Below are 23,039 nucleotides of genomic sequence, written 5' to 3'. Positions count from 1 at the left end.
CACGCGCGGGCCGACGCACGACACGCGTCACGACGCCGGCCCCGAGCCGGCCGCCCCTCCTCCTGAAAGCGCAAGGCACTTCATGGACAGCCAGCAGTTCGACGGTCTCGTCGACCTCTTCGAGTCGGCACGGGATCGCGACGGCGACCCGCTCAACATGCACTACCTGCTCATCAAGCAGGGCGAGACCGAGCATCTCCATGCATTCGGCGGACGGACCGAGCGGTCGGACATCCGCTCGCTGTCGAAGACCATCATGGCGCTCCTCACGGGGACGATCGTGAAGAGCCGCGACGACGTCGACGAGGACACCCCCGTGTGGCCGATCCTCGAGCCGCTGTCCACGCTCACGCGCGAGGAGAATCGGGAGAAGCTGCAGCGGGTGCGGATCAAGCACCTGCTCAACCACACGATCGGTTTCAACGAGGTCCTCATGATGCGCGGCGACATCGCCGACATGGATCCGGCCGACTACCTCGACTACATCGTCAATTCGCCCATCATGCACGAGCCCGGCACGCACTACCTGTACTCCAACGCCGGCTTCTACCTGCTGTCCATCGTGCTGCAGGAGCTGCTGGGTGAGGACCTCGAGGCCTACGCGGACCGCGTGCTCTTCCGGCCGCTCGGCATCACCGGCTACACGTGGGAGCGGTACGGGAAGTACGTCGCCGGCGCCACGCGGCTCTGGCTGACCCCGCACGACCTGCTCGCCGTCGGCGAGGTGCTGCTCCACGGCGGGCAGGGCATCGTCTCTGCGCGGTGGATCGAGCGGATGAAGCAGTTCACCGACTTCACGCCGGGGGTCGACACCCCGACGAACCCGCTGTTCCGCCGCTGGGCCTACGGTTCCAGCCTCTGGCTGAGCAACAGGCGCGGCATCTTCTTCGGCCACGGGACGGACGGGCAGACCCTCGCGATCGTCCCGGACCGGCAGGCGGTCGTCGTCACGACGGCGCACCAGGTCGACGTCGTGCGCCTCGAGGAGCTCGTCGACAAGGCGATCACCCTGCTCGACTGAGCGGCAGCCAGCGCGGGTCGTTCGCCGTCGGGCCGTCGCCCGGACGTGGTGAGCGGCTGCCGTTCGCCGTCGGGCCGTAGCCCCACCCGGACGAGGCGGCGCCCTCCCGGGCGCCGCCCCTCCCGGCTCAGTCCTCGCCGCTGTGGCGCGTGTTGACCTTCGCGAGGTCGTTGTAGACGTCGGCCTCGACCAGCGCGAGGAACGCCTTCTCGAAGATCTCGAAGTAGTCGCTGTAGACGGCGTGCGCCTCCATGTCCGGGTCGACGAAGCCGTGGGTGTGCACCATCGCGTCGATCGCCGAGTCGACGTCGGTGAGCTCGCCGGAGCCGACCCCGCCGAGGATCGCCGCACCGAGCACCGCACACTCGGAGACCTTGAGCCGCTCGACCCGCCGCCCGTAGATGTCGGCCTGCATCTGGGTCCAGAACACGGACTTGGCGCCGCCGCCCGAGAGCCGGATCGTGTCGAACGGACGCCCGAGCGCGCCCTCCATCGCCTCCACGGCCATGCGCAGCTCGTAGATGACCCCCTCGAGCACGGCGCGGGCCGCGTGCTTGCGCGTGTGGATCTGGGTCAGGCCGAGCATGCCGCCACGCGCGTTGTCGTGGAAGTGCGGGTTCGCCTGGGAGTTGAAGAAGGGGAAGAACAGCAGGCCGTCGCTGCCGACCGGCGCGTGCGAGGCCTCCAGCGAGATCAGCTCGTACGGGCTGACGTCGAGCGCCTCGGCCGCCGCGACCTCGGGCTGGCCGTACGTGTCGCGCCACCAGCGCAGGACGGCGCCTGCGGCGTGCGCGGTGCCCTCCATGTCCCACCGGTGCGGGATGGCGTGCGCGCCGAAGGAGACGCCGCCGTCGAGGTTCGCCACCATGTCGGGCGCCTCGTCGAGCTGCGCGACCATGACCGCGGCCGTACCGAGCGACAGCTCGGCCATGCCTGCCTTGTTGACGCCGGAGCCCACCGCCGCGCACTGCTGGTCGCCGCCACCCGGGGCCAGGACGGTGCCCTCGGCGAAGCCGGTGGCCAGCGCCCCGGCCGCCGAGACCTCACCGACGGGCCGGAGCTCGTGGACGATCGGGGGCATGAGGTCGATGTCGAGCCCCGCGCGGTCGAAGAGCTCGGGGGCGTAGTCGAGGGTGGTGATGTCGAACATGCCGTTGTAGTTGAGCGCCGACGGGTTCGCGAAGAGCTCGGTGGACCCGAGGCGGTGCAGGATCCACTCGTGACCGTTGACGATCTTCCACGTCCGGTCGTAGACCTCCGGGCGCTGGTCCTTGAGCCACTTCAGCTTCGGGTAGACCCACAGGCTCGAGGGGTTCAGGCCGGTGATGCGGCAGTACTCGTCAGAGCCGATCTCGTCGTTGATCCACTGCGTCTCCCTGGTGGCGCGACCGTCCGACCACACGATGGCGTCGATGAGCGGCTCCCAGTTCTCGTCGACGGGGACGAACGACCCGCGCTGCGAGGACACGCCGATCGACACGATGCGCGAGAGGTCGCCGCGGAACCGGCTGGTGGCCTGCTTCGCGGCGGCGCAGAGGCCGTCCCACAGCTCGTGCATGTCCTGGTCGACCCACCCGGGATGGGGATGCTTCGTCCGGTACTCGGAGTACCCGCTGCTCATGACGTTGCCGTCGCGGTCGAAGATCATCACCGTGGTGCCGGTCGTTCCGGCGTCGATGCCGGCAAAGTACTTCTCCATCGGGGCCTCCCCAGGCGCTCGCGTCGTTGCTCCTCGATGCTAGGCGTGGGCCCGTGCGCGCTGGTCCGAGCACTGTTCTACGCACTTCTGAGCAGTGGTGCGCGCTGGCAGGACTCGGGCGTCTGCGCCGAGGCAATCGGGTAACGCTCGAGTCGATTCCCCGCGGGCGCTGACTCGATAGATGCCCGATTGACTCGATGGACCTCTCGAGCCGCGACGGGCTCGATCACGCGCCCGACACCTCGGTCGGCACCGCACCAGGCACCGCCCGCGGAATCTCCCGCGGCACCAACCGCTGCAGCTGCGTCACGTGCCTGGGCTCGAGCTCGGCGAGCGAGCCCACCTGCAGCAGCCGCATCGTCCGCTCGATCTGCTCGGACAGGATGGCGATCGCCCGGTCCACGCCGTCGCGCCCGCCGGCCATGAGGCCGTAGAGGTACGCGCGGCCGATGAACGTGAACTTCGCGCCGAGCGCGATCGACGACACGACGTCGGCGCCGTGCATGATCCCCGTGTCCAGCGCGACCTCGGTGTGGTGCCCGACCTCGCGCACCACCTCCGGCAGCAGGTGGAACGGCACGGGCGCCCGGTCGAGCTGGCGGCCGCCGTGGTTCGACAGCACGATCCCGTCCACGCCCAGGTCCACGAGGTGGCGCGCGTCCTCCACGGTCTGCACACCCTTGACCACGAGCCGGCCCGGCCACATGCCGCGGATCGTCTCGAGGTCGTGCCACCCGATCGAGGGGTCCATCGCCGAGTCGAGCAGCTCGCCGACGGTGCCTCCGGTCGAGGACAGGGACGCGAACTCGAGCTTCGGGGTGGTGAGGAAGTCGTACCACCACCAGGGTCGGGGCACGGCGTTGGCGATGGTGCGCAGCGAGAGGCGCGGCGGGATCGAGAACCCGTTGCGGGCGTCGCGCAGGCGGGCCCCTGCCACGGGGGTGTCCACGGTGAAGAACAGGGTGTCGAAGCCGGCCGCCGCCGCCCGCTCGACGAGGTTGTAGGACGTCTCTCGCTGGCGCATGACGTAGAGCTGGAAGAAGTTCCGCCCGCCCGGGTTCGCGGCGGCCACGTCCTCGATCGACGTGGTGCCCAGCGTGGACAGCGTGAACGGGATGCCCGCGGCGCCGGCGGCCGCGGCTCCGGCGCTCTCGCCCTCGGTCTGCATGAGGCGCGTGAAACCGGTGGGCGCGATCCCGAAAGGCATGGCGGAAGGCCCGCCGAAGATCGTGGTGCTCGTGTCGACGTGGGTGACGTCGTTGAGGATCGCCGGGTGCAGCTCGACGTCGCGGAACGCCTGCCTGGCCCGCGCCAGCGACAGCTCGTCCTCGGCGGCGCCGTCGGTGTAGTCGAAGGCCGCGGCCGGCGTGCGGCGCTTGGCGATCCGGCGGAGGTCCTCGATCGTGAGGGCCGACTCGAGCCTGCGCCTCTTGAGGTCGAGGCTGGGGCGCCGGAGCTGGACCAGCTCGAAGATCTCGCTGGGGCGGGGGATCTGCCGTTCGACCACTGCGGGCCTCCTTGACCGTCGATGCCGCGCCCCTCGGCTCGGGCCGGACGCGATCCACTGTAGTAGGGCCGTCGTCAACGGGCCGGGCGGTGGTGGGCGGTGCCGGGCCGCACTGGACGTCAGCAGCGCGGCACGTCAGCCGTGCGGCTCGCGCAGCCGGTCGCGCAGCGAATCGAGGAGAAGCTGCCCAACGGCACTCGGCTCAACCTCTCTCCGGTCACCGCGCTCATGCCACGACGGACGACGCGAACGGGGCGAGCGAGCTGACCGTGCACTCACGTGCGAGGACTCGCGTCGGTAGCCGCACGCGCCGGAACACTCGGCTCTTCCGCGCCGACCAGGCGCTCGGTGGCCCTCCCGCGGCGATCTCGACCTGTCGACCTCGGCGGGTGGGCCACTTGGCGAGCTCGACCTGTCATGCCACCGGGCGGTGGGGCGGTGGGGCGGTGACCAGCTGACGATCGGTCACCGCCCCACCGTCGTTCGACGCCCAGCCCACGTGTTCCTGCCGAGCCCACAGGTCCTCCGTCGACCGCACTCACGGCGTCACCTGGTTCGACGCACTCCGTGTGGGTTCGGCGTAGGACATCGACTCGCCGACGTCGTGTGGGTTCGACGTCGTGTGGGGTGGACGGAGTTCCTACTCCGGCTGCGGCAGGATGTCCTTGTCGAAGATGTCCACCGGCACCTTGAGGACCACGGCCGCGTTGGGGATGTCGACGATGCCGCCCACGTGCATCTCGCAGGGCGCGACCGAGATGATCGTGTAGGCCTGCTCCGGCGTGTAGCCGAACTTCCCCAGGTACTCGATCGCCTGCTCGAGGGCCTGGACGGCGGCCATCGTCGTGTCGAGGTACTTCTGCTCCGACCCGCTGGCCGACAGCCCGGTGAAGGAGATGTACCGCGTGCCCATGTTCGGGTCGAACGGGGACGGCCGGAACATCGGCGTGCTCACCCCGTAGCGGGCCATCCCGTCCTTGATCACGCCGAACCGGTACCAGCCGACCCCGTCCATCTCGATGGCGTTCCAGGTGACCTCTCCGTCGCCCTCGGCGAAGTGGAAGTCGCCCGAGGAGAACAGGCCGCCGTCGACGAACACCGGGTAGTAGACGCGCGAGCCCCGCGAGAGGTTCTTGATGTCCATGTTTCCGCCGTTCTCCCGTGGCGGGATGGTGCGGGCGGCGGCCTCGGCGACCCGCCGCCACTCGTCGCCCTCGAGGTCACGCAGCACGGACGTGTCGATCGCCTCCGACCGCGGCCCGGCGAGACCGTCGGCGATCAGGGGGTCCTCGCGCTCGTTCCAGATCCGCAGCAGCTCGTGCGACGGCGCCACACCCATGATGCCCGGGTGGCTGATCGCGGGGATCTCCACGCCGGGGATCTGCCGGCTCGTGGCGTACGTACCGTGCAGGTCCCAGATCGTCTTGAACCCCTGCGGGAACTGGGCGGCGAGCGGGCCACCCATGCCGGGCAGGATGTTCGAGTAGCCGATGCCGGACAGCGGCAGCACGTCGAGGATGTCGACGACGAGGAGATCGCCCTTCTTGACTCCGTCGACCTTCACCGGGCCGGTCAGCGGGTGGGTGCGGGTGAGGTCGAAGGTGTGGATGTCGGCGTCGTCGTCGACGTCCTTGAGCTGATAGTCGTCGTAGCCACCGCTCTCGAGGATGACCTCGTCGCCGAGTCCCACCTCGACCAGCGGCGGGATGTCCGGGTGCCACCGGTTGTGACCGAGATGCTTCTGCTCGGCCAGCGGGACCCCGACCTCGCACCGGAACCGCTGGACGCCCAGGTCGCGGTCCTTGAAGCGGGAGACGCCGGAGCGCGTGAAGTCTGTCGAGTCGGTCATGTCGTGCCTCCTTGTCGAGAAGCTGACGCCGCGCACCGCTGGCTCGTCGTTGATCAGGGAGGTGTGCCTGCTCGTGCGTCGGTCGCCGGGTGGACGTCGGGGTCCCCCGCTGTCGACGGTGGCTCCTGTGCTCCCCGTCACGACGACCCCGACGCCACCGACCGTATCGAGGAAGCGTCGCCGCAGGAAGGGGCGGTGGCGCGTCAGAGTCGCAGCGCCAGCTCGCCCTTCGGCTTGTACTCCGAGCCGCTGAGCAGCGTGAGGCTCCGGTACCCGTTGCCCTCGCCCCGCACGTGGTCGATGAACGACTCGTCGAGGTTCTCGTTGTAGACGAGCGCGCCGCTGCGCAGCCTCGGCTCGAGCACGCGCAGCACCTCGAGCGAGACGTCGGGGGCCCAGCCGTCGATGAGCGCGAGGTCGACGCCGTCGGGGACGCCGGTCAGAGTCTGACGCGCATCGCCGACGAGGAACTCGACGTACTCCCCCAGTCCCGCGCGCTCGACGTTCGCGCGCGCCCGCTCCGCCTTCTCCGGCACGAGCTCGGCGGTGCGGACGGTGCCGCCGCCGGCGTCGCGCACCGCGGCCGCGAGGTAGATCGTGGCGAAGCCCAGCGACGTCGCGAACTCGACGACGTTGCTCGCCCGCCCGTGCCGCGCCAGCAGGTAGAGCTGGTCGCCCTGCTCGGGGCTGAGCGAGAAGCCGGTCTCCGTGTGGCGGTGCGGGTCGGGGTGCCAGGCGTAGTCGGCCCAGTCGATGTGCCGCTCGCGCTCGTAGAGCTCGTCGAGGACAGCCAGCACCCGCGGGTCCGTGATCATCCTGCTTCTGTGGGCGTCGCGCGGCATGGGGTCGTCCTTCGTCAGGGTCGGTCGGTGGGGGCGGTCGGTCGGAGAGGTCGATCGGAGAGGTCGATCGGAGGGGTCGATCGGAGGGGTCGATCGGTGAGTCAACCGGATAAGTGCCGAGTTAGTCGACGCGGGGAACTGCCTCAGCGGATCACCGACCGGCTCGGCGACAACGTCCCACGACGGCGCGCCCCCGCTCACTCGCCAGGCAGAAGCCCGCTCACCCGCCAGGCAGAAGTCCCCTCACTCGCCAGGGATGGTTCGGCCCCTGGCGCTGACCGGCCGGCAGGTCAGGTCTCGGAGCGGCCGCGCTTCCAGTAGCCCATGAACGACACCCGCCCGCGGTCCATGCCCAGCTCCTTGACGAGGTGGCGGCGCATCGTCGTGATGACGCCCGCCTCGCCGGCGAGCCAGGCGTACAGCCCGGCGTCGCCCGGCTCGGCGACCTCCCAGAGCTGCCCGTCAGGGTCGAGCTCGACATAACCGTCACCACCAGCGCCAGCACCGGACCCGGCACCACCACCGGCCACGCGCCGGCGGCCCCAGTCGCGCACGGCGGCGTCGAGGCGCTGACCGAGCGGCGCGCCGTCGCGGGGCAGCCAGTGCACCGCCACGTCCGACGCCGTCGTCACGTCCAGCACGTCCTCGCCGGAGGGCACCTCGAGGTACGCCTCGCCGCGGAACCCCGCGGGCAGCGCCTCGAGGATCGCGCAGATCGCGGGGACCGCGGTCTCGTCGCCGGCGAGCAGCACGTCGCGCGCGGCGCCGGGGCTCCACTCGATGCCGCCGCTGCTCGCCAACGCGCGACGGTCGGGACCGATGACGACGAGGTCGTCCCCCTCCCGCGCCCCGGCGGCCCACGCGGCAGCGGGGCCCGAGGTGCCGTCGTCGTCGACGTGGAGGACGAAGTCGACGTCGATCTCCCGCCGGTCCGTGCGGATCGCGCGGATCGTGTAGGTGCGGATGGGGTTGCGCTCGTCGTCGTCGAGCTGCCGCCACGCGGTGTACCACTCCATCATCGATGCCGGCGGGTCGGCGAACAGCCCGAGCTCGGGGAACGTCCCGTCGGCCCTCGGCAGGAACGCCTTGATCCGCTGGTCCCAGGCCGGCGGGGAGACAGCCGCCGCCTCGGGCGTGGCCGCCGTCCCCTGCGGGCCGACGTGCTCCAGCTCGTCGGCGGTCAGCGTCACGCGCACGAAGCTCGGCGAGAGCCGCCGCCGGCGCGCCACCGTGGTCCGGAAGGCACGCGTGGGGACGACGTCGGCACCCCCCGTCCCGGTCACGTTCGCCGACCGTCCCGACGCCCCACGCACCCTCGCCTCACGCACAGACGCCTCACTCACCGAGCGCCTCCTCGATGAGCGGCTCGAGCTGCTCGAGCGCGTGGAGGCGGGCGACGGGCGTGGCGAGGGCGAAGGCGTCGGAGACCTCGTCGTCGATGACGATCGAGCGGCCGTCCTCGACCGCGGGGATGGCGAGCCAGCCGGCGTCGTCGGTGATCTCGGTCGGGTCGATCCAGATGGGGGTGGCCATGACGAGGTCGGCGTCGAGGACGGGGAGCTGCTCGTCGGACAGCGAGACGCTCCAGCTGCCCTCATCGGCGAGCTCCTCGACCTCGGGGTTGGGCACGAACCCGAGCTCGGTCATGAACTCGACGCGGCTGCCGGCGGCGGTGTAGGCACCCCAGCCCTCGGAGGTCCGCGACCCCACGGTCACCGTCTGCCCCTCCCAGCCGGGGTGCGCCTCCGCGACCTCGGCGAACGCTGCGTCCTGCTCGGCGAGGATGTCCTCGACCTGGTCGCCCTCCCCCAGTGCGGTGGCGATCATCTCGAGCTGCTCGGCGCCGGCGGTGAGGTAGTCGCCCCCGCCGGGGGCGACGCCGACGGTCGTGGCGATGTCGCTGAGCCGGTCGTAGCGCTCCTGGTCGCCGCTGGAGTGGACGTCGAGGATGAGGTCCGGCTCGAGCGCGCCGATCGCCTCGTACGACAGCTCCATCGTGCCGAACATCTCGGGCGGCTCGTCGTAGGCGCCCTCCATCCACGGGCCCACGCCGGTCGGGTCGTCGAAGCCGATCCAGTCGGAGGCGCCCACGGGCTGCACGCCGAGCTGGAGCGCGACCTCGGCGTCGCCCCAGCCCAGCGCCACGACGCGCTCGGGGCGCTCCTCGATCGTCACCTCGCCGAACTCGGTCTCGACCGTCGCGGGGAACGCCTCGCGCGAGTCGGCCGAGCCGTCGGACCCAGCCTCGGACGCGCCGCCGCCCGCGGAGCCACCACCGGAGTCGTCGGCTGTACCGTCGTCGTCGCCGCACGCCGTCAGGGTGAGAGCGAGGGCCGCGGCCAGCGCGAGGCCGAACGTGCGGGCGCGACGCACGGGGCGGGTACGGAACATCGGTGTCTCCTTGTCGACCTGGACTGCGGGCCACAACGACCCGGCACCACACTAAGGTGAGGCTCACCTAAGGCACAAAGGATGGGGCACGGTCACGATGGGACACTCGTCACGGCGCGACGCCGTCACGCCCACCGGTGGCGCCACCCGTCCGACCGCCGATGGCTCCACCCGTCCCGCCCCCGACGGGACGCCCCCGGTTCCCGAGGCCTCCTACACCCGTCCGGCCGACGCCGTCGCGCCCCTCGTCCCCGGCGACGTCGCCCCCCGCCCCGGCGGGTCGGCCACGCGGGTCCGGGTGGTGGCGCTCCTCGTCGCGCTCGCGCTGCTGCTCGTGCTCGGCGTGCTGAGCATCGTCGTCGGCAGCAGCCACGTCCCGCTGCCCACGGTGCTCGCGGCCCTCACGGGCGGCGACGTCTCGGCGGCAGACCAGCACGCCGTCACCGGCCTGCGGCTCCCGCGCACGCTCGCGGCCGCCGCCGTCGGGGCCGCTCTCGCCGTGGCCGGAGCGCTCATGCAGGCGCTCACCCGCAACCCGCTGGCGGAGCCCGGCCTGCTGGGGGTGTCGGCGGGGTCGAGCTTCGCGGTCGCGATGGGGATCTCGCTGCTCGGCCTGTCCGACCCCAGCTCCTACGTGTGGTTCGCGCTGCTGGGCGCGCTGCTCGCGACGGTCGCGGTCACGCTCATCAGCCGCACGGGCGGCGGGCGCGTCGACCCGGTGCGGCTCGTCCTCGCGGGCGTGGCGCTCAGCGCGGTGCTCTCCGGGATCCTCGGCGCGCTGCGCCTGTCCGACCCGCGCACGTTCAACGCCCTCCAGGTCTGGGAGGCGGGCATCCTGTCGGGGCGGGGGCTCGACGTCGTCGGCTCGGTGGCTCCCCTCCTGCTCCCGGGTCTCGTCCTCGCGCTCCTGCTCGGCAAGGCGCTCAACGGGGTGGCGATGGGCGACGACGTCGCCGCCTCCCTCGGCGTGTCCCTCGCTCGGACGAGGGCGCTCAGCGTCCTCGCGATCACGGTCCTCGCGGGCGGCGCGACGGCGATCGCCGGACCCATCGCCTTCATCGGCCTCATGGTCCCGCACGCCGCGCGGCGGTTCGCGGGGGCCGACCAGCGCTGGGTGCTCGCGCTGTCCCTCGTGCTCGGCCCGGTCCTCATGATCGGCGCGGACATCCTCGCCCGCCTCGTCGTGTGGCCGGGCGAGATGCCGGTGGGACTGGTCAGCGCGCTCGTCGGCGCGCCGGTCCTCGTCGCCCTCGCCCGACGGCGAAAGGCGCTGTCCCTGTGAGCGCAGACCCGACGACGAACGACGGCGGCGCAGCGGCCCGCCCCGGTGGCGTCGCGACCACCCAGCTCGCACCGGGCGGAGGGCGGGTGACGCGGAGGCGTCGTCGTCGTCCGGTCGTGGTGGGGTTCGCGCTCGCAGCGGCCCTCCTCGCGCTCACCGTGGTGGCGCTCGGCGTGGGTGACCTCCCCCTGACGCCGGTGGAGGTGCTGCGCGCGGCGACGGGGCAGGAAGGGTTCGCGTCGACCGTGGTGCTCGAGTGGCGGCTGCCGCGGGTGTCGGCGGCGCTGGTGTTCGGGGCCGCACTGGCCGTGGCCGGCGCGCTGTTCCAGACGCTCACGCGCAACCCGCTCGGCTCGCCGGACATCATCGGTTTCTCCACCGGCGCGTACACGGGCGTACTCGTGGCGACGGTCGCGGTGGGCGGCGGACTCGTCGGGGCCACGGGCGGGGCGCTCCTCGGCGGGCTCGGCACGGGGGTGCTCGTGTACCTGCTCGCGTGGCGCGGCGGCGTGCAGGGGTTCCGGCTCATCATCGTGGGGATCGCCGTGACGGCCGCGCTGCACGCCGTCAACTCGTGGATCCTCCTGCGCGCCGAGACCGAGCAGGCGATGACGGCGGCGATCTGGGGGTCGGGGTCGCTGAGCCTGGCGAGCTGGTCAGACGTCGTGCCGGCCGTCTCGGTCGTGCTCGCCGCGCTGCCGCTGCTCCTGCTGTCCGTGCGGCCGATGCGGCAGCTCGAGCTCGGCGACGACGTGGCCGCCTCCCACGGCGTGCACGTCGAGCGGACGCGGCTGCTCGTGCTCGGGGTGGGCGTGCTGCTCACCGCGCTCGTCACCGCGACGACCGGGCCGATCGCGTTCGTGGCCCTGTCCGCGCCGCAGATCGCGCGTCGGCTGGCCCGCAGCCCGGGCATCCCGCTCGTGCACTCCGCGCTGACCGGGGCGTTCGTGCTGCTCGGCGCCGACCTGCTGGCGCAGCACACGCTCGCGCAGCCGGTACCCGTGGGCACCGTGACGGTGGTGCTCGGCGGGGCGTACCTGGCGTGGCTGCTGGCGGCGGAGCCGCGGAAGGGGCGGTGAGCGTTCGGTCGCGGCACGGCCTTGACAGGCGAAGTGAACAGGTATGAACATGTGCAGCATGTCCGGTCCCCCGGCTGCGATGACGCAGCGCGAGCGCATCGTCGCCGCCCTGTCCGCGCGCATCAGCGCCGGCGCGCTGCGTGCCGGCGAGCGCCTCGACAGCGAGTCAGGAATCGCCGCGGAGTTCGGCGTCTCGCGCGGCACCGTCCGCGGCGCCCTGGCCGAGCTGCAGCGCCGCGACCTCATCGCCACCCGCGCGGGGCTCGGCTCGTTCGTCACCTTCGACGGCAGCCCGCTGGATCCGGACGTCGGCTGGGCGCGCGCCCTGACAGACGCGGGCGCCGCCGTCACCACCGAGATCCTCGGCATCACGCTCGTCCCCGCGGCCAGCGCCACGCCCCCACCCGGCCCCGCGCACCCGACAGCCGCCCCGGCACACGCCGTGCCGCCCGAGCTCGCCGGCCGCGACGTCGTCGTCCTTGCCCGACGACGCCTCCTGGACGGCCGCCCGATCTCCTACGAGCGCGCCGTCGTGCCCGCCACCGGCCCGCTGCGCGACCTCCCGACCACCGGCCTCGTCGACGACTCCCTCACGGCCACGCTCCGCAGCGCGGGCCTCGTCGCGCACCACGGCACGCAGGACGCGCGGGTCGTGCCCACGTCCGGCGACGTCGCCGCGCACCTCGAGCACGCCCCCGGCACCGTCGTGCTGCGCACGACGCGGCTGTCCTACTCGGCCGACGGCAGCGTCGTCGAGCACGTCGAGTCCTTCCTCGACCCGGCGCACTTCAGCCTCCACCTCACGTTCGGAGACACCCCCGCATGACCACCCTGCACGACCGCGCTCTCGGCGCCCTCACCGGCCTCGCGCTCGGCGACGCGCTCGGCATGCCCACGCAGTCGATGTCCCGCGAGCGGATCGCCCGCGAGCTGGGGCCGATCACCGGCCTCGTCGACGGCCCGGCCGACCAGCCGATCGCCCCGGGCATGCCGGCGGGCTCGGTCACGGACGACACCGAGCAGGCCCTCCTCGTCGCCCGGCTGCTCGTCGACGGTGACGGCCAGGTGGCGGCCCGAGCCTTCGCCGACGCGCTCATGGCCTGGGAGGGACGGATGCGCGCGAAGGGCTCGCTCGACCTCCTCGGCCCCTCCACCTCCGCGGCCATCACGACGATCGCCGACGGCGGAGACCCGTCCGAGACCGGCTCCGGCGGGACGACGAACGGCGCGGCGATGCGGGTGACACCGGTGGCCGTGGCGGTGCCGTCCGCGGACCCCGACGCCCTGCTCCGCGCCGTCCACGACCTCAGCTTCGTCACGCACAACACGGGGCTCGGCCTGTCCGGAGCGGCCGCCGTCGCGGGGGCGGTCTCCGCCGCGGTCGACGGCGCCGCACCGGACGACGCGCTGATCTACGGCCTCGACCTGGCCCGCCGCGCGGAGGCGATGGGCCACTGGGTCGCGGGCGCCTCGATCCCCGACCGCGCCGGGTGGGCGCTGCGTGCCACCCACGCCATGAGCACCGCCGACCTGGCGGACTTCCTCGTGGGCGTGGTCGGCACGTCGGTGCAGTCCCAGGAGTCGGTCGTCAGCGCTCTGGTCATCGCGAACCGGTTCCGCGACGACCCCTACGGCGGCCTCTGCCTCGCCGCCACCATCGGCGGCGACACGGACACCGTGGCGGCGATGGCCGGCGCGATCCTCGGCGCCACCCACGGGCCCGCCGGCTTCCCCGCCGACGACGTCGCCACCGTCTCGTCCGTCTCCGACCTCGACCTCGCCGGCGTCACGGACGAGCTGCTCGCACTGCGCCGGTCGCACGCCCCCGCGGCACCGGACCCCGCCTGACGCACCGGGCACCGCCCGACCAACCCGAACGACTCCGAACTACCCGAACAACCCGGAACCGACGATCCGCCGGCGCGTACCGGCGCCCACCCGTCCTTCCCCGGACCATCCAACGAAGGGTGCACGATGTCCCCGAACCACGACGCCTCACCGACCGCGGCCGAGCAGGCCCAGGACGTGATCCTGTCGAAGTACGAGCAGCGCGGCATCGAGCCGGTGCCGGTCGAGGAGCAGCAGGGCAACCCGCTCGACCTGTTCTGGGTGTGGTTCGCCGCCAACCTGTCGATCCTCGGCATCCCGCTCGGCGTCACGCTCGTGGCGCTGGGCATGAACATCTGGCAGGCCCTGATCGCCGCCGTGCTCGGCGCGTTCGGCTCTTTCGCGATCGTCGGCGTCATCTCGATCGCGGGCCGCCGCGGCGGCGCACCGAGCCTCACCCTGTCCCGGGCGATCTTCGGCGTGCGCGGCAACATCGGCCCGACGATCGTCTCGCTGGCCTCGCGGCTCGGCTGGGAGACCGTCAACACCACGACCGGTGCGTTCGCGCTGCTCTCGCTGTCCACCCTGGTGCTCGGCACGAACCCGGACGCCAAGGAGAGCCCGGTCCTCGCCCTGGTCTGCATCGCGATCTTCGTCGTCTGCACCGTCGCGGTGTCCGGCATGGGCCACGCCTTCCTCGTCGCCGTGCAGAAGTGGGCCACGTGGATCTTCGGGGCGCTCAACATCTTCGTCGCCGCCTACCTGGTGACCACCGTGGACTGGGACCTCGTCCTGTCGGCCCCGGCGGGGCCGGCCTCCGCCGTGATCATCGGCGTCGGCACGATCGCGGCCGGCACCGGCATCGGCTGGGCGAATGCCGGCGCGGACATGGCCCGCTACCAGTCGCCCCGCGTGCGGGCCGGGTCGCTCATCGCCTCGGCGTCCGCCGGGGCCGGCATACCGCTGGTCATCATCATCGGTCTCGGCGCGATCCTCGGCGCCGGCGACTCCGGGCTCGCGAGCGCCGGCGACCCGGTGGCGGCGGTCCGCTCGGTCCTGCCGGCCTGGGTGGCGATCCCCTACCTCGTCACCGCGTTCGGCGGCCTGCTGCTGTCGAACCACCTGTCCGTCTACTCGGCGGGCCTCACCACGCTCACCCTGGGCATCCGGATCAAGCGGGTCAACGCCGTCATCCTCGACGTCGTCGTCACCACGATCGGCGCCATCTACTTCATGCTCGTCTCGGAGAGCTTCTACGGCCCGTTCATCACGTTCATCTCGCTGCTCGCGGTGCCGATCACGGCGTGGGTGGGCGTGTTCGTCGTCGACATGATCGGGCGCCGCACCTATCACTCCGACTCCCTCATGGACCTCACCCGCGCCTCGGGCTACTGGTATCGCGCAGGGTTCGAGTGGCGCTCGACGCTCGCGTGGGCGGTGGCGATCGTCGTCGGTTTCCTCTTCACAACCGCGCGGGTCAGCTCCGACGAGGTGTGGTTCACCGGTGCGCTCGCCGAGACCTGGATTGGCTCCAACGGTCTCGCGTGGGTCGCCACGTTCGTCATCTCGGCCGGGCTCTACGCCGCGCTCGGCGGTGCCCGCGCCGGCCGCCGCGACCCGTCCGTGGCCGCGCGATGACGGCCCGCGTCGGGGGTGCAGCCGAGGTGCCCGGCCGTCCGGCCCGGGTGATCCACACGGGGCAGGCGATCGTCGACGTCGTCATGCAGGTCGGCGCCGTGCCGCGCCCGGGCGAGGACGTGTTCGCGCGGGAGCACGCGATGCTCGTCGGCGGCGGCTTCAACGTCATGGCCGCCGCCCGCCGCGAGGGCGCCGACGTGCTCTACGCCGGCGGTCACGGCACCGGCCCGTTCGGCGATCAGGTGCGACGCGCACTCGCAGGCGAGGGGGTCGAGCTGCTCCTGGACGCGCACCCGTCGGTGGACTCAGGGTTCTGCGTGGCGATGGTCGACGACGACGCCGAGCGCACCTTCGTCTCCACCCTCGGCGCGGAGGGACACGTCGCGGTGGACGCACTCGACGGCGTACCGGTGGGGCCGGGCGACGTCGTCTACGTCAGCGGCTACTCGCTCCTGCACCCCGACAACGCCGCGATGCTTGCCCGGGCGCTGCCGAGAATGGCGGAGGCGGCGCAGGTCGTCGTCGACGCCTCGCCGGTCATCGGTGAGGTGGCGGGCGAGGCGCTGGCGGCGGCGCGCGGCGCGGCGACGCTGTGGTCGGTCAACGAGCGCGAGGCCGGCATCCTCGCGGGGCGGGTGCTCCGTGAGCGGGACGGCGCGGGAGAGCGGAATCCTGCGGATGTGCCCGAGGACGCTGCGGGCGCCGGTGCGGCGGGCACTGACGTGGCGAGCGTCGGTGCGGACGAGCTCGCCGCCGCCCTGAGCCGGGAGCTCGAGGCGGTGGTACTCGTGCGCGTCGGGGCGGGCGGCTGCTGGGTCGCCCGGCCGGGCGAGGCTGCGGTACACGTGCCGGGCATCGACGTCGAGGCGGTGGACACCAACGGTGCCGGTGACGCCCACACCGGCGTGCTGTGCGCGGACCTCGCCGCCGGCGTGCCGCTCGCGGAGGCGGTGCGGCGGGCCAACGTCGCGGCCGGCATCGCGGTCACCCGCCGCGGCCCGGCGACGTCGCCGACGGCCGAGGAGATCGACCAGTTGCTGACCCGCGACTGACCGCCTGGCCCACTCCCCTGCCCGCTGCTCGCGTCGGGAGCATGGGTGGTGTCTCGAGAACATGCCCCGGGTCCATCGTCTCGAGACACCACCCATCGTCTCGAAGAACGTGTAACCGGCTGGTCGCCGGAGGACGGGCGTGCGCCTCGGCATCGGGACCTTCGCCGGCCACCGGTCCGACGAATATCGCTTGCTCGACGCCGCCGTCGCAGTCACGCTCGGCATCGTCCTGGGGCTCCTCGTCGACGGCCTCGTGAGCAGGGGTCGACGACGTGCCGAATCGACCGAGGCGGAGCACCTCGCGCTCCGCACCGCTGAGCATCCGGTCCGCGACGGCCGCACGGCTCAGCCGCTCCCACCGCACAGCCGACCACGACATCCCGACCTGAGAGGCAGCCATGTTCTCGCCCGCACGACGCGCTTCGACCCGCCCCGCCGACACGACGCGCCCCGCCTCGGCGTGGACGTCGTTGGTGGGCCCGCTGGGCCGCGGCGAGTCGGCCGCAGTACTGGGCGTGGCGACCGCCTCGGCCCTCGCCGTCGGCGTTCGGACCGCACGACGATCGGGCTGGCTGCGCGGCTCGCTCGTCGGCGCCGTCGCCTTCGACCTCGTCGGTGGGCTCGTCGCGTTCCAGCTCCCGGCCACCCGCGAGCGCTACTCGATGAAGGCCATGCGCTCGCGCCTCACCTTCGCCCTGGTCCACGTCCAGCCGTTCGCGCTGCCGCTGCTGGGCGAAGGATCCTGGAGGCGTGCGGGACTGCGCTGCTCGACCGCCGTCGCGAGCACCGTCGCGCTGGAGCGCCTCGCTCCCCGCTCACCCGGCCGCCGCCTGATCGCCAACGGCGTCGCCGCCGCCCTGAGCCTGGTGGACCTCGCGACCGACAGCTCGCGGCAACGCTGGTTCGGACCAGTGTTCACGATGAAGGTGGTCGGTGGCCACGGCGGCATCCCGGCCGCGCCGGTCGGGAGCTGAGAACCGGAGCGCGCGAGTCCGGCGCAGGCCACCTCAGACGCTGCTGAGCGTGACCACCTCACGGCTGCGGAAACGGGGGTGCTCGCGCAGGTGGGTGAGTCCCCCGCTGGTCGCCCGGAACGCGACGTGCCCGGCGGCGTCGAGCGGCATCTTGATCCACGCGGCGATCACGTAGGTGAGCGCCGCGCCGTGGGTGACGATTACCTGGTGCTCGCAGTCGCGGGCGGTGACCTGGTCCATCGCCCGGTAGACGCGGCCGGCGACGTCGATCGTGCGCTCGGCGCCGGCCACCCCGTGGTCGTGGGTCATCCGGTCGCCCATCGCCGGCGCGGGCACGTACCGCTCGTCGAGCCATGCCTGCGGGCGCCCCTCGCCCTCCCCGTAGGAGCGCTCGCGCAGGTCGGCCGTGAGGACCGGCTCGACGCCGAGAGCCGCACCGATGACCTGCGCCGTCTGCGCGGTGCGGCGCAGGTCGGAGCTGATGACCTCCGCCGTCGCGCCCTCGGGGACGAGCCCGCGAACCCTGGTCGCGAGCGCCCGCGAGGCCGCCAGGCCGCGTTCCGTCAGCTCGGAGTCGTACCAGCCGCCGACCAGGCGGTCGACGTGATGCGTGGCCTCGGGGTGGGTGACGACGTAGAGGTTGCGCACGCCCGCCACGCCACGGGAGGTCGTCCACGGGGAGTCACGCGCGGGGCGGTAGGCGCAGGTCAGCAGCACCACCGCGACGCTGGCAGTGACAGAATCCTGCTCACTCGCCAGGCAGAAAACTGCTCACTCGTCGTGAGATGACGACGGTGACACCGTCGCCCGCCACTCCGTGCGCAGCAGGTCCTTCTGCTCCTCGGGCAGCCAGCTGGCCTCGATGCCGGCGAGCGCCATGTCGGCCAGCTGCTCGAGCCCCACCCCGACCTGCTCGTGCAGGATCCGGTACTCGTCCAGCAGCGTCGTCGGGAACATCCCGGGGTCGTCCGACGCCGGGTAGACGTTGAGACCGGCGTCGATCATCGCCCGGATCGACGCCCGCCGCCACGGACGCCACGACCGACGCGAGGTCGTGGAGACCACCGTGAACCCGATCTGCTCGTCGCGCATGCGCGCCACCACGTCGTCGTCCTCGAGCACAAAGTAGCCGTGGTCGAGCCGCTCGCAGCCCAGCACGTCCAGGCAGGTCACGGCGTTGCGCGCCGACGGCACGTGCTCGGAGGTGTGGGCGGTGCGCCGCAGCCCGGCCTCACCGGCGAGCCGGTAGGCCGCCTCGAACCGCTCCGGCGGCCCGGAGTTCTCGAGGTTGTCCAGCCCGATGCCCACGAGGTACTCGTGCGGGTGGTCGACGACGGTACGGATCCACTCCAGCGCCTCCTCGCCGGTGCCGGAGCGGTCGATCGCGGCGAGCATCCGGGCGGTGATCCCCAGGTCACGCTCGGCCAGGCGGATCCCCTCGGCGTAGGCCTCGACCATCGGCCCGTGGCCGAGGGCCTCGATCTGCGGGGGCGGCATGTCGATGGAGAACTCGACGTGCCGGGTCCCGCTGAGGGTGTGCGCGTCCTCGAGCGCCTCGTAGACGATCCGGGTGAGGTCGTCCGGCTCGCGCAGCGCCTGCCGCACCCAGTCGGAGGCCTGGAACAGCGAGTACGAGGTCTCCGGCTCGTCCTCGCTCGGCCCCTGCGGCATGCGGATCCGCGTGTTCAGGTACAGCGAGGGGTCCGGCGGACGGGAGTTGATGTCGGCGAAGATCCGCTCCGGCGAGTCCGGGAGGTCCAACCCTTCGCGCCGGGCAAGATCCGCGAAGGTCGACGGCCGGATCGTCCCGAGCAGGTGGCAGTGCAGATCGACCTTCGGCAGCCTGCGCAGGAAGTCGTGAGCGTCGGTCACGTCAGCCACCGACCACCTCGCGCGCGAACCGCTCGACCCACTCGCCCCGGTTGGGCGTGATCTCGGCCGGGTCGAGCGTCGCGTAGCCGGCGGCCTCGGGGTCGTCGCCGATGTCGCCGACCACGGCGGTCAGCTCCTCCGGCAGCTCGACGTCGAGGTTGACCGGCAGGTCCCCCACGAGCTCCGCGGACGCCTGCTGGGCCTCGGCGGAGAGCAGGTAGTCGATGAACTGGTGAGCGCCGTCGAGGTTGGGCGCGCCGGTGGGGATCATCGCCCGGTTGGTGGCCATGTAGCGGCCCTCGGCGGGCGGCGTCCAGGCCACGGGCTCACCGGCGGCGACGAGGTCGGTGGCGAACCCGTTGAGGGCGGCCCCGGCGACGATCTCCCCCTGCGTGAGCAGGTTCGTCATCTCGGTGCTCGAGCCGTAGTACTGGAGGATGTTCGGCGTCCATTCGGCCATCGTCGTGAAGGCGGTGTCGACGTCGTAGGGGCCCGTGCCGTACACCTCCCCGACGCCGGAGACCGTGAGCTGCCCGGCCGTGACCGCGATGTCCGGCAGGACGAGCCGGCCACTGTTGGCCTCGTCGGCGAAGATCTCCCACTGTGCGGCCTCGTCGGCGCTCAGGGCGTCGGTGTCGTACATGATCCCGTTGAGCTGGTAGCTGTAGGCCGGGCCGGTGAACCCCTCCTCGACGGCGAACGGCGCGATCGCCTCGAGGTTCGGGACGTCGTCCGCCGAGACCTCCTGGAAGAGCTCGTCCTCCTGCGCGATGGCGGCGTAGGTGTCGGAGATGAGCATGACGTCGATGCCGGAGTCGCCCTGGTCGAGCTGGAGCTGGGAGAGGCGGTCGGCGTTGGACCCGGTGTCGATCTCCACCTCGATGCCGGTGGCCTCGGTGAACGGGTCGATCACCGCCTCGGTGAACGGCTCGACATTGAACGGGAACGTGCTGACGACGATGCTGTTCTCGTCGGCCGCCTCGTCGCCGCCTCCGCAGGCGGTGAGCCCGGCCGCGGCAAGGGTGGTGACGGTCGCGGCTCCGAGGAGTCGGCGCGCTGGGAGGGTCCGCATGTCAGGGGTCCTTTCGGGTGCCACGGGAACGGGCGGGTGGCTCGGGTCTTTCGGCGTCGGGCAGGGGGTGGGTGTCGTGCGGCGTCGGGCGGGCGAGAGGTGTCAGGCGGCCTCGGCCGCGATCGGGACCACGTGGTGCTCGGGCACGAGCACGCGCACGGGATCGCCCGTGGCGAACTGCGGTGCCGTCGAGGCGCGCAGGTCGGCGGTGACCTCGACGCGTTCCCCGGCCGGGTCGGTCGCCGCCACCGTGACGAGGACGTCGACGCCGCGGTAGGCCACGTCGAGGACGGTGCCGGACAGCTCGAGCCCGGTCGGCGCGCCGGCCGACCCGGCCGACTCGGTGACCAGCTGGAGGTGCTCGGGTCGGACGGTGAGAAGTTCGCCGTCGGGGGCGTGGAGGAAGTTTTCGTAGCCGAGGAACTCGGCGACGAACCGGTTGGCGGGCGCCGGGAAGACCTCCTGGGGCGCGCCCTGCTGCTGGATCCGGCCGTCCTTCATGAGGACCATCTCGTCGCTCATCTCCAGGGCCTCGTCCTGGTCGTGCGTCACGAGCACCACGGTGAGGCCGGTCTCGGCCTGGATCCGCCGGATCTCGGCGCGCATCTGGATGCGCAGGCGGGCGTCGAGGTTGGACAGCGGCTCGTCGAGCAGGAGCAGCTCGGGGCCGATGGTGATGGCGCGAGCGAGCGCCACGCGCTGCTGCTGGCCGCCGGAGAGCTTCTTGGGCTTCTGCCCGGCCAGGTGCGCGAGACCGACGAGCTCGAGGGACTCCGCCACGCGGCGGGCCCGCTCGGCCTTCCCCACGCGGCGGACCTTGAGGCCGTAGGCCACGTTGTCGGCCACCGTCATGTGCGGGAAGAGCGCGTAGGACTGGAACACCATGCCGAGGTTGCGCTTCTCGGGCGGCGTACGCGTCGCGTCCTTCCCGCCGATGAGGATCGTCCCCGAGGTGGGCGCGAGGTAGCCGGCGAGCATGCGCAGGCTGGTGGTCTTGCCGCAGCCGCTCGGGCCGAGCAGGGTCGTCAGTCTCCCCTCGGGGATGGTGAGGTCGATGGCGTCGACGGCGGTGAAGTCGCCGAAGACCTGGCTCACGCCGATGAGCTGTGCGGCGGTCATCCGTTGATCCCTCCGAACACCTTGGCGAACCCGAGGGTGCGCTCGGTGATGATGGCGATCAGCACGGTGCCGGCAAGGATGAGCACGGAGATCGCGGCGATGATGGGCGTGTAGTTCTGCTGGACGTAATCGAGCATGACGACGGGCAGGGTGCGGAAGTCGCGGCTCTGCAGCAGCAGGGACAGCGGCACGTTGTTGAACGAGGCGATGAAGCTGAGCAGGGCGGCCGAGATGATGCCCGGCCGCAGGAGCGGCAGCGTGACGGTGAAGAAGGTGCGCACGGGCCCCGCGCCGAGCCCGCGGGCGGCCTCCTCGGCGGCCGGGTCGATGAGGGCCAGCGACGCGCCCGTCACGCGCACGGCGTAGGGGAACATCAGCACCGTGTGGCCGAACAGGAGGGTCTCGAAGTTGCCGAGCCCGAGGCCGATCATCAGCTGCTGGTAGAGCGCGAGGCCGACCACCAGCTCCGGGACGATGAGCGGGGAGAGGAACAGGCCCTCCACCAGGCCCTTGCCGGGCAGGCGGCCGCGGTGGATGGCGAGCGTGACCGGCACGCCCAGGGCGAGCGCGATGAGGGTGGCGAGCAGCGCGAGCTGGAGGCTGGACACGAGCGAGGTCATGAACGGCGCGTACGTCACCGCCTCCTCGAACCAGCGCAGCGACCAGCCCTCGGGCGGGAACCGGAGCGTGCTGCCGGAGCTGAACGCCGTGACGACGACGAACAGGATCGGCACGATCATCACGATGTAGCCGAGGACCGCGAGGGCCGCGGCGACGGGGCGTCGGGTGTTCATGAGGTCGCTCCCCTGCGGCCGATGACGGCCGAGATGCCCGAGATCGCGAACACGAGGATCGTCATGATGAGGGCGGTGGCGCTGGCGGCGGCCCAGTCGATCGTCGTGCTGGCGTAGGTGTAGAGCTGCGTGGCGAGGACGCGCTCGCGCGAGCCGCCCAGGAGGTAGGGGGTGGTGTAGGCGGTGATCGAGCCGGCGAACACGAGGACCGAGGCGACGACGACGCCCGGCAGGGACAGCGGCAGCACCACGGTCCAGAACGTGCGGATCCTGCCGGCGCCCAGGCCGCGGGCAGCGTCGTCGAGCCCTGGGTCGACCTGCGCGACCGCGGAGTAGGAGGCGACGACGGCGAGCGGCAGGAACAGCTGGGTGAGGCCGAGGACGATCGCCAGCGGCGTGTAGAGAAGCTGGGGCGCCTCGTCGACGAGGCCGAGGCGGAGCAGGAGCTGCGGGATCGCGCCCTGCGAGCCGAGGACCACGAGCCAGCCGAAGGTGCGGACCACGGAGCTGAGCAGGAGCGGGAAGATCGCCAGCGCGAGCAGCACGCCGGCCCAGCGGGAGGTCGACCGGGCGAGCAGGTAGGCGATCGGGAAGCCGAGCAGGATGCACAGGATCGTCGTGATGAGGCCGAGCCCGAGGGTGCGACCGATGATCGCGAGGTCGTAGGGGTCGGTGAGCATCTGCCCGAGCCGGGCCAGGACCTCGCCGGTGGTGACGTCCGGCGGCGCGAGCAGCATCGCGACGGCCGGGACGAGGAAGCCGACGAGCAGGACGGCCAGGCCCGGCAGGAGCAGGAGGGCGGTCGAGGCACGCGTGTGGCGCATCGGTGGTCCCTCCCTCGTGCGGTGCGTCGGCGGTGCCGGTCCCGGTGTGGTGCCGTGGTGCGGTCGATGTTCGGGCGTGCGTGCTGACCGTCCGACCGGATTGACCACAACCGGTTCCACAACCGGTTACGGTGGGAGAGTACAGACCGATCCGGTCCCTGTCGACGCCGAGAGGCTTCCGCTCGCCGTCGGGAGGC

Annotated in this window: 20 protein-coding genes; 8 read left to right on the top strand and 12 right to left on the bottom strand. The window is 72.3% G+C overall.

What is annotated here, in order from left to right; all coding sequences use genetic code 11:
- Nucleotides 1-82: 82 nt before the first annotated feature.
- Nucleotides 83-1,021: a serine hydrolase domain-containing protein gene (locus ACPYO4_RS02740; protein WP_425707684.1), complete on the top strand. Its 939-nt coding sequence runs from the start codon at nucleotides 83-85 to the stop codon at nucleotides 1,019-1,021.
- A gap of 127 nt (nucleotides 1,022-1,148) precedes the next feature.
- On the opposite strand, the gene ACPYO4_RS02735 is transcribed toward ACPYO4_RS02740, so the two are convergent.
- The 6 genes from ACPYO4_RS02735 to ACPYO4_RS02710 all read right to left on the bottom strand — a co-directional run bounded on the left by ACPYO4_RS02735 (nucleotide 1,149) and on the right by ACPYO4_RS02710 (nucleotide 9,309).
- On the bottom strand, nucleotides 1,149-2,720 hold the full coding sequence (locus ACPYO4_RS02735) for an FGGY-family carbohydrate kinase (protein WP_425707683.1): 1,572 nt from the start codon (nucleotides 2,718-2,720) through the stop codon (nucleotides 1,149-1,151).
- Nucleotides 2,721-2,946: 226 nt separating this feature from the next.
- A complete protein-coding gene (locus ACPYO4_RS02730) occupies nucleotides 2,947-4,227 on the bottom strand; it encodes an alpha-hydroxy acid oxidase (protein WP_425707682.1) in 1,281 nt (426 codons plus the stop codon).
- A 640-nt stretch (nucleotides 4,228-4,867) separates the two neighbouring features.
- Complete coding sequence (locus ACPYO4_RS02725; protein ID WP_425707681.1) at nucleotides 4,868-6,076, bottom strand: acetamidase/formamidase family protein; 1,209 nt, start codon at nucleotides 6,074-6,076, stop codon at nucleotides 4,868-4,870.
- A gap of 203 nt (nucleotides 6,077-6,279) precedes the next feature.
- Nucleotides 6,280-6,891: an O-methyltransferase gene (locus ACPYO4_RS02720; protein WP_425707680.1), complete on the bottom strand. Its 612-nt coding sequence runs from the start codon at nucleotides 6,889-6,891 to the stop codon at nucleotides 6,280-6,282.
- A 317-nt stretch (nucleotides 6,892-7,208) separates the two neighbouring features.
- Nucleotides 7,209-8,201 (bottom strand): siderophore-interacting protein, encoded by a 993-nt coding sequence (locus tag ACPYO4_RS02715; RefSeq protein ID WP_425707679.1) that lies wholly within the window; start codon nucleotides 8,199-8,201, stop codon nucleotides 7,209-7,211.
- A gap of 52 nt (nucleotides 8,202-8,253) precedes the next feature.
- The gene (locus tag ACPYO4_RS02710; protein WP_425707678.1) at nucleotides 8,254-9,309 is read right to left on the bottom strand and encodes an iron-siderophore ABC transporter substrate-binding protein; all 1,056 of its coding nucleotides are present in this window, start codon (nucleotides 9,307-9,309) and stop codon (nucleotides 8,254-8,256) included.
- Nucleotides 9,310-9,406: 97 nt separating this feature from the next.
- On the opposite strand from ACPYO4_RS02710, the gene ACPYO4_RS02705 reads away from it, so the two are divergent.
- The 7 genes from ACPYO4_RS02705 to ACPYO4_RS02675 all read left to right on the top strand — a co-directional run bounded on the left by ACPYO4_RS02705 (nucleotide 9,407) and on the right by ACPYO4_RS02675 (nucleotide 17,161).
- On the top strand, nucleotides 9,407-10,591 hold the full coding sequence (locus ACPYO4_RS02705) for a FecCD family ABC transporter permease (RefSeq protein WP_425707677.1): 1,185 nt from the start codon (nucleotides 9,407-9,409) through the stop codon (nucleotides 10,589-10,591).
- A complete protein-coding gene (locus tag ACPYO4_RS02700) occupies nucleotides 10,588-11,670 on the top strand; it encodes a FecCD family ABC transporter permease (RefSeq protein ID WP_425707676.1) in 1,083 nt (360 codons plus the stop codon). Before ACPYO4_RS02705 ends, ACPYO4_RS02700 begins: the two co-directional genes overlap by 4 nt.
- Before the next feature lie 58 nt (nucleotides 11,671-11,728).
- Nucleotides 11,729-12,496: a GntR family transcriptional regulator gene (locus ACPYO4_RS02695; RefSeq protein WP_425707675.1), complete on the top strand. Its 768-nt coding sequence runs from the start codon at nucleotides 11,729-11,731 to the stop codon at nucleotides 12,494-12,496.
- Nucleotides 12,493-13,518: an ADP-ribosylglycohydrolase family protein gene (locus tag ACPYO4_RS02690; protein WP_425707674.1), complete on the top strand. Its 1,026-nt coding sequence runs from the start codon at nucleotides 12,493-12,495 to the stop codon at nucleotides 13,516-13,518. The genes ACPYO4_RS02695 and ACPYO4_RS02690 overlap by 4 nt, the downstream gene beginning before the upstream one ends.
- A 126-nt stretch (nucleotides 13,519-13,644) precedes the next feature.
- Nucleotides 13,645-15,135, top strand: a complete 1,491-nt coding sequence (locus tag ACPYO4_RS02685) for a purine-cytosine permease family protein (protein WP_425707673.1) — start codon at nucleotides 13,645-13,647, stop codon at nucleotides 15,133-15,135.
- A complete protein-coding gene (locus tag ACPYO4_RS02680; protein ID WP_425707672.1) occupies nucleotides 15,132-16,187 on the top strand; it encodes a PfkB family carbohydrate kinase in 1,056 nt (351 codons plus the stop codon). The genes ACPYO4_RS02685 and ACPYO4_RS02680 overlap by 4 nt, the downstream gene beginning before the upstream one ends.
- A gap of 515 nt (nucleotides 16,188-16,702) precedes the next feature.
- Complete coding sequence (locus ACPYO4_RS02675; RefSeq protein ID WP_425707671.1) at nucleotides 16,703-17,161, top strand: hypothetical protein; 459 nt, start codon at nucleotides 16,703-16,705, stop codon at nucleotides 17,159-17,161.
- 33 nt (nucleotides 17,162-17,194) lie between these two features.
- Here ACPYO4_RS02675 and ACPYO4_RS02670 read toward each other — a convergent pair whose 3' ends face one another.
- The 6 genes from ACPYO4_RS02670 to ACPYO4_RS02645 form a co-directional block, all read right to left on the bottom strand.
- Nucleotides 17,195-17,878, bottom strand: coding sequence for a histidine phosphatase family protein (locus tag ACPYO4_RS02670; protein ID WP_425707670.1), 684 nt, complete (start codon nucleotides 17,876-17,878; stop codon nucleotides 17,195-17,197).
- Between the two features lie 54 nt (nucleotides 17,879-17,932).
- A complete protein-coding gene (locus tag ACPYO4_RS02665) occupies nucleotides 17,933-19,042 on the bottom strand; it encodes an adenosine deaminase family protein (protein ID WP_425707669.1) in 1,110 nt (369 codons plus the stop codon).
- Nucleotides 19,035-20,105, bottom strand: coding sequence for an ABC transporter substrate-binding protein (locus ACPYO4_RS02660; protein WP_425707668.1), 1,071 nt, complete (start codon nucleotides 20,103-20,105; stop codon nucleotides 19,035-19,037). Before ACPYO4_RS02660 ends, ACPYO4_RS02665 begins: the two co-directional genes overlap by 8 nt.
- Before the next feature lie 102 nt (nucleotides 20,106-20,207).
- Nucleotides 20,208-21,224: an ABC transporter ATP-binding protein gene (locus tag ACPYO4_RS02655; protein ID WP_425707667.1), complete on the bottom strand. Its 1,017-nt coding sequence runs from the start codon at nucleotides 21,222-21,224 to the stop codon at nucleotides 20,208-20,210.
- The gene (locus ACPYO4_RS02650; RefSeq protein WP_425707666.1) at nucleotides 21,221-22,018 is read right to left on the bottom strand and encodes an ABC transporter permease; all 798 of its coding nucleotides are present in this window, start codon (nucleotides 22,016-22,018) and stop codon (nucleotides 21,221-21,223) included. The genes ACPYO4_RS02655 and ACPYO4_RS02650 overlap by 4 nt, the downstream gene beginning before the upstream one ends.
- A complete protein-coding gene (locus ACPYO4_RS02645; protein ID WP_425707665.1) occupies nucleotides 22,015-22,842 on the bottom strand; it encodes an ABC transporter permease in 828 nt (275 codons plus the stop codon). The genes ACPYO4_RS02650 and ACPYO4_RS02645 overlap by 4 nt, the downstream gene beginning before the upstream one ends.
- Nucleotides 22,843-23,039 lie beyond the last annotated feature (197 nt).

Source organism: Georgenia sp. Z1491, from assembly GCF_049856175.1.
Classification (GTDB): Bacteria; Actinomycetota; Actinomycetes; order Actinomycetales; family Actinomycetaceae; genus JB111.
The sequence above is the reverse complement of the archived record's forward strand: the minus strand, read 5'-3'. Positions and strand labels throughout refer to the sequence as shown.

Bases quoted from the DNA above. Each gene is read 5' to 3' on its own strand.
- ACPYO4_RS02685 (WP_425707673.1), top strand. From the start codon at position 13,645: ATGTCCCCGAACCACGACGCCTCACCGACCGCGGCCGAGCAGGCCCAG.
- ACPYO4_RS02695 (WP_425707675.1), top strand. From the start codon at position 11,729: ATGTCCGGTCCCCCGGCTGCGATGACGCAGCGCGAGCGCATCGTCGCC.
- ACPYO4_RS02650 (WP_425707666.1), bottom strand. From the start codon at position 22,018: ATGAACACCCGACGCCCCGTCGCCGCGGCCCTCGCGGTCCTCGGCTAC.
- ACPYO4_RS02690 (WP_425707674.1), top strand. From the start codon at position 12,493: ATGACCACCCTGCACGACCGCGCTCTCGGCGCCCTCACCGGCCTCGCG.
- ACPYO4_RS02740 (WP_425707684.1), top strand. From the start codon at position 83: ATGGACAGCCAGCAGTTCGACGGTCTCGTCGACCTCTTCGAGTCGGCA.
- ACPYO4_RS02725 (WP_425707681.1), bottom strand. From the start codon at position 6,076: ATGACCGACTCGACAGACTTCACGCGCTCCGGCGTCTCCCGCTTCAAG.
- ACPYO4_RS02705 (WP_425707677.1), top strand. From the start codon at position 9,407: ATGGGACACTCGTCACGGCGCGACGCCGTCACGCCCACCGGTGGCGCC.
- ACPYO4_RS02660 (WP_425707668.1), bottom strand. From the start codon at position 20,105: ATGCGGACCCTCCCAGCGCGCCGACTCCTCGGAGCCGCGACCGTCACC.
- ACPYO4_RS02680 (WP_425707672.1), top strand. From the start codon at position 15,132: ATGACGGCCCGCGTCGGGGGTGCAGCCGAGGTGCCCGGCCGTCCGGCC.
- ACPYO4_RS02655 (WP_425707667.1), bottom strand. From the start codon at position 21,224: ATGACCGCCGCACAGCTCATCGGCGTGAGCCAGGTCTTCGGCGACTTC.
- ACPYO4_RS02645 (WP_425707665.1), bottom strand. From the start codon at position 22,842: ATGCGCCACACGCGTGCCTCGACCGCCCTCCTGCTCCTGCCGGGCCTG.
- ACPYO4_RS02720 (WP_425707680.1), bottom strand. From the start codon at position 6,891: ATGATCACGGACCCGCGGGTGCTGGCTGTCCTCGACGAGCTCTACGAG.
- ACPYO4_RS02710 (WP_425707678.1), bottom strand. From the start codon at position 9,309: ATGTTCCGTACCCGCCCCGTGCGTCGCGCCCGCACGTTCGGCCTCGCG.
- ACPYO4_RS02735 (WP_425707683.1), bottom strand. From the start codon at position 2,720: ATGGAGAAGTACTTTGCCGGCATCGACGCCGGAACGACCGGCACCACG.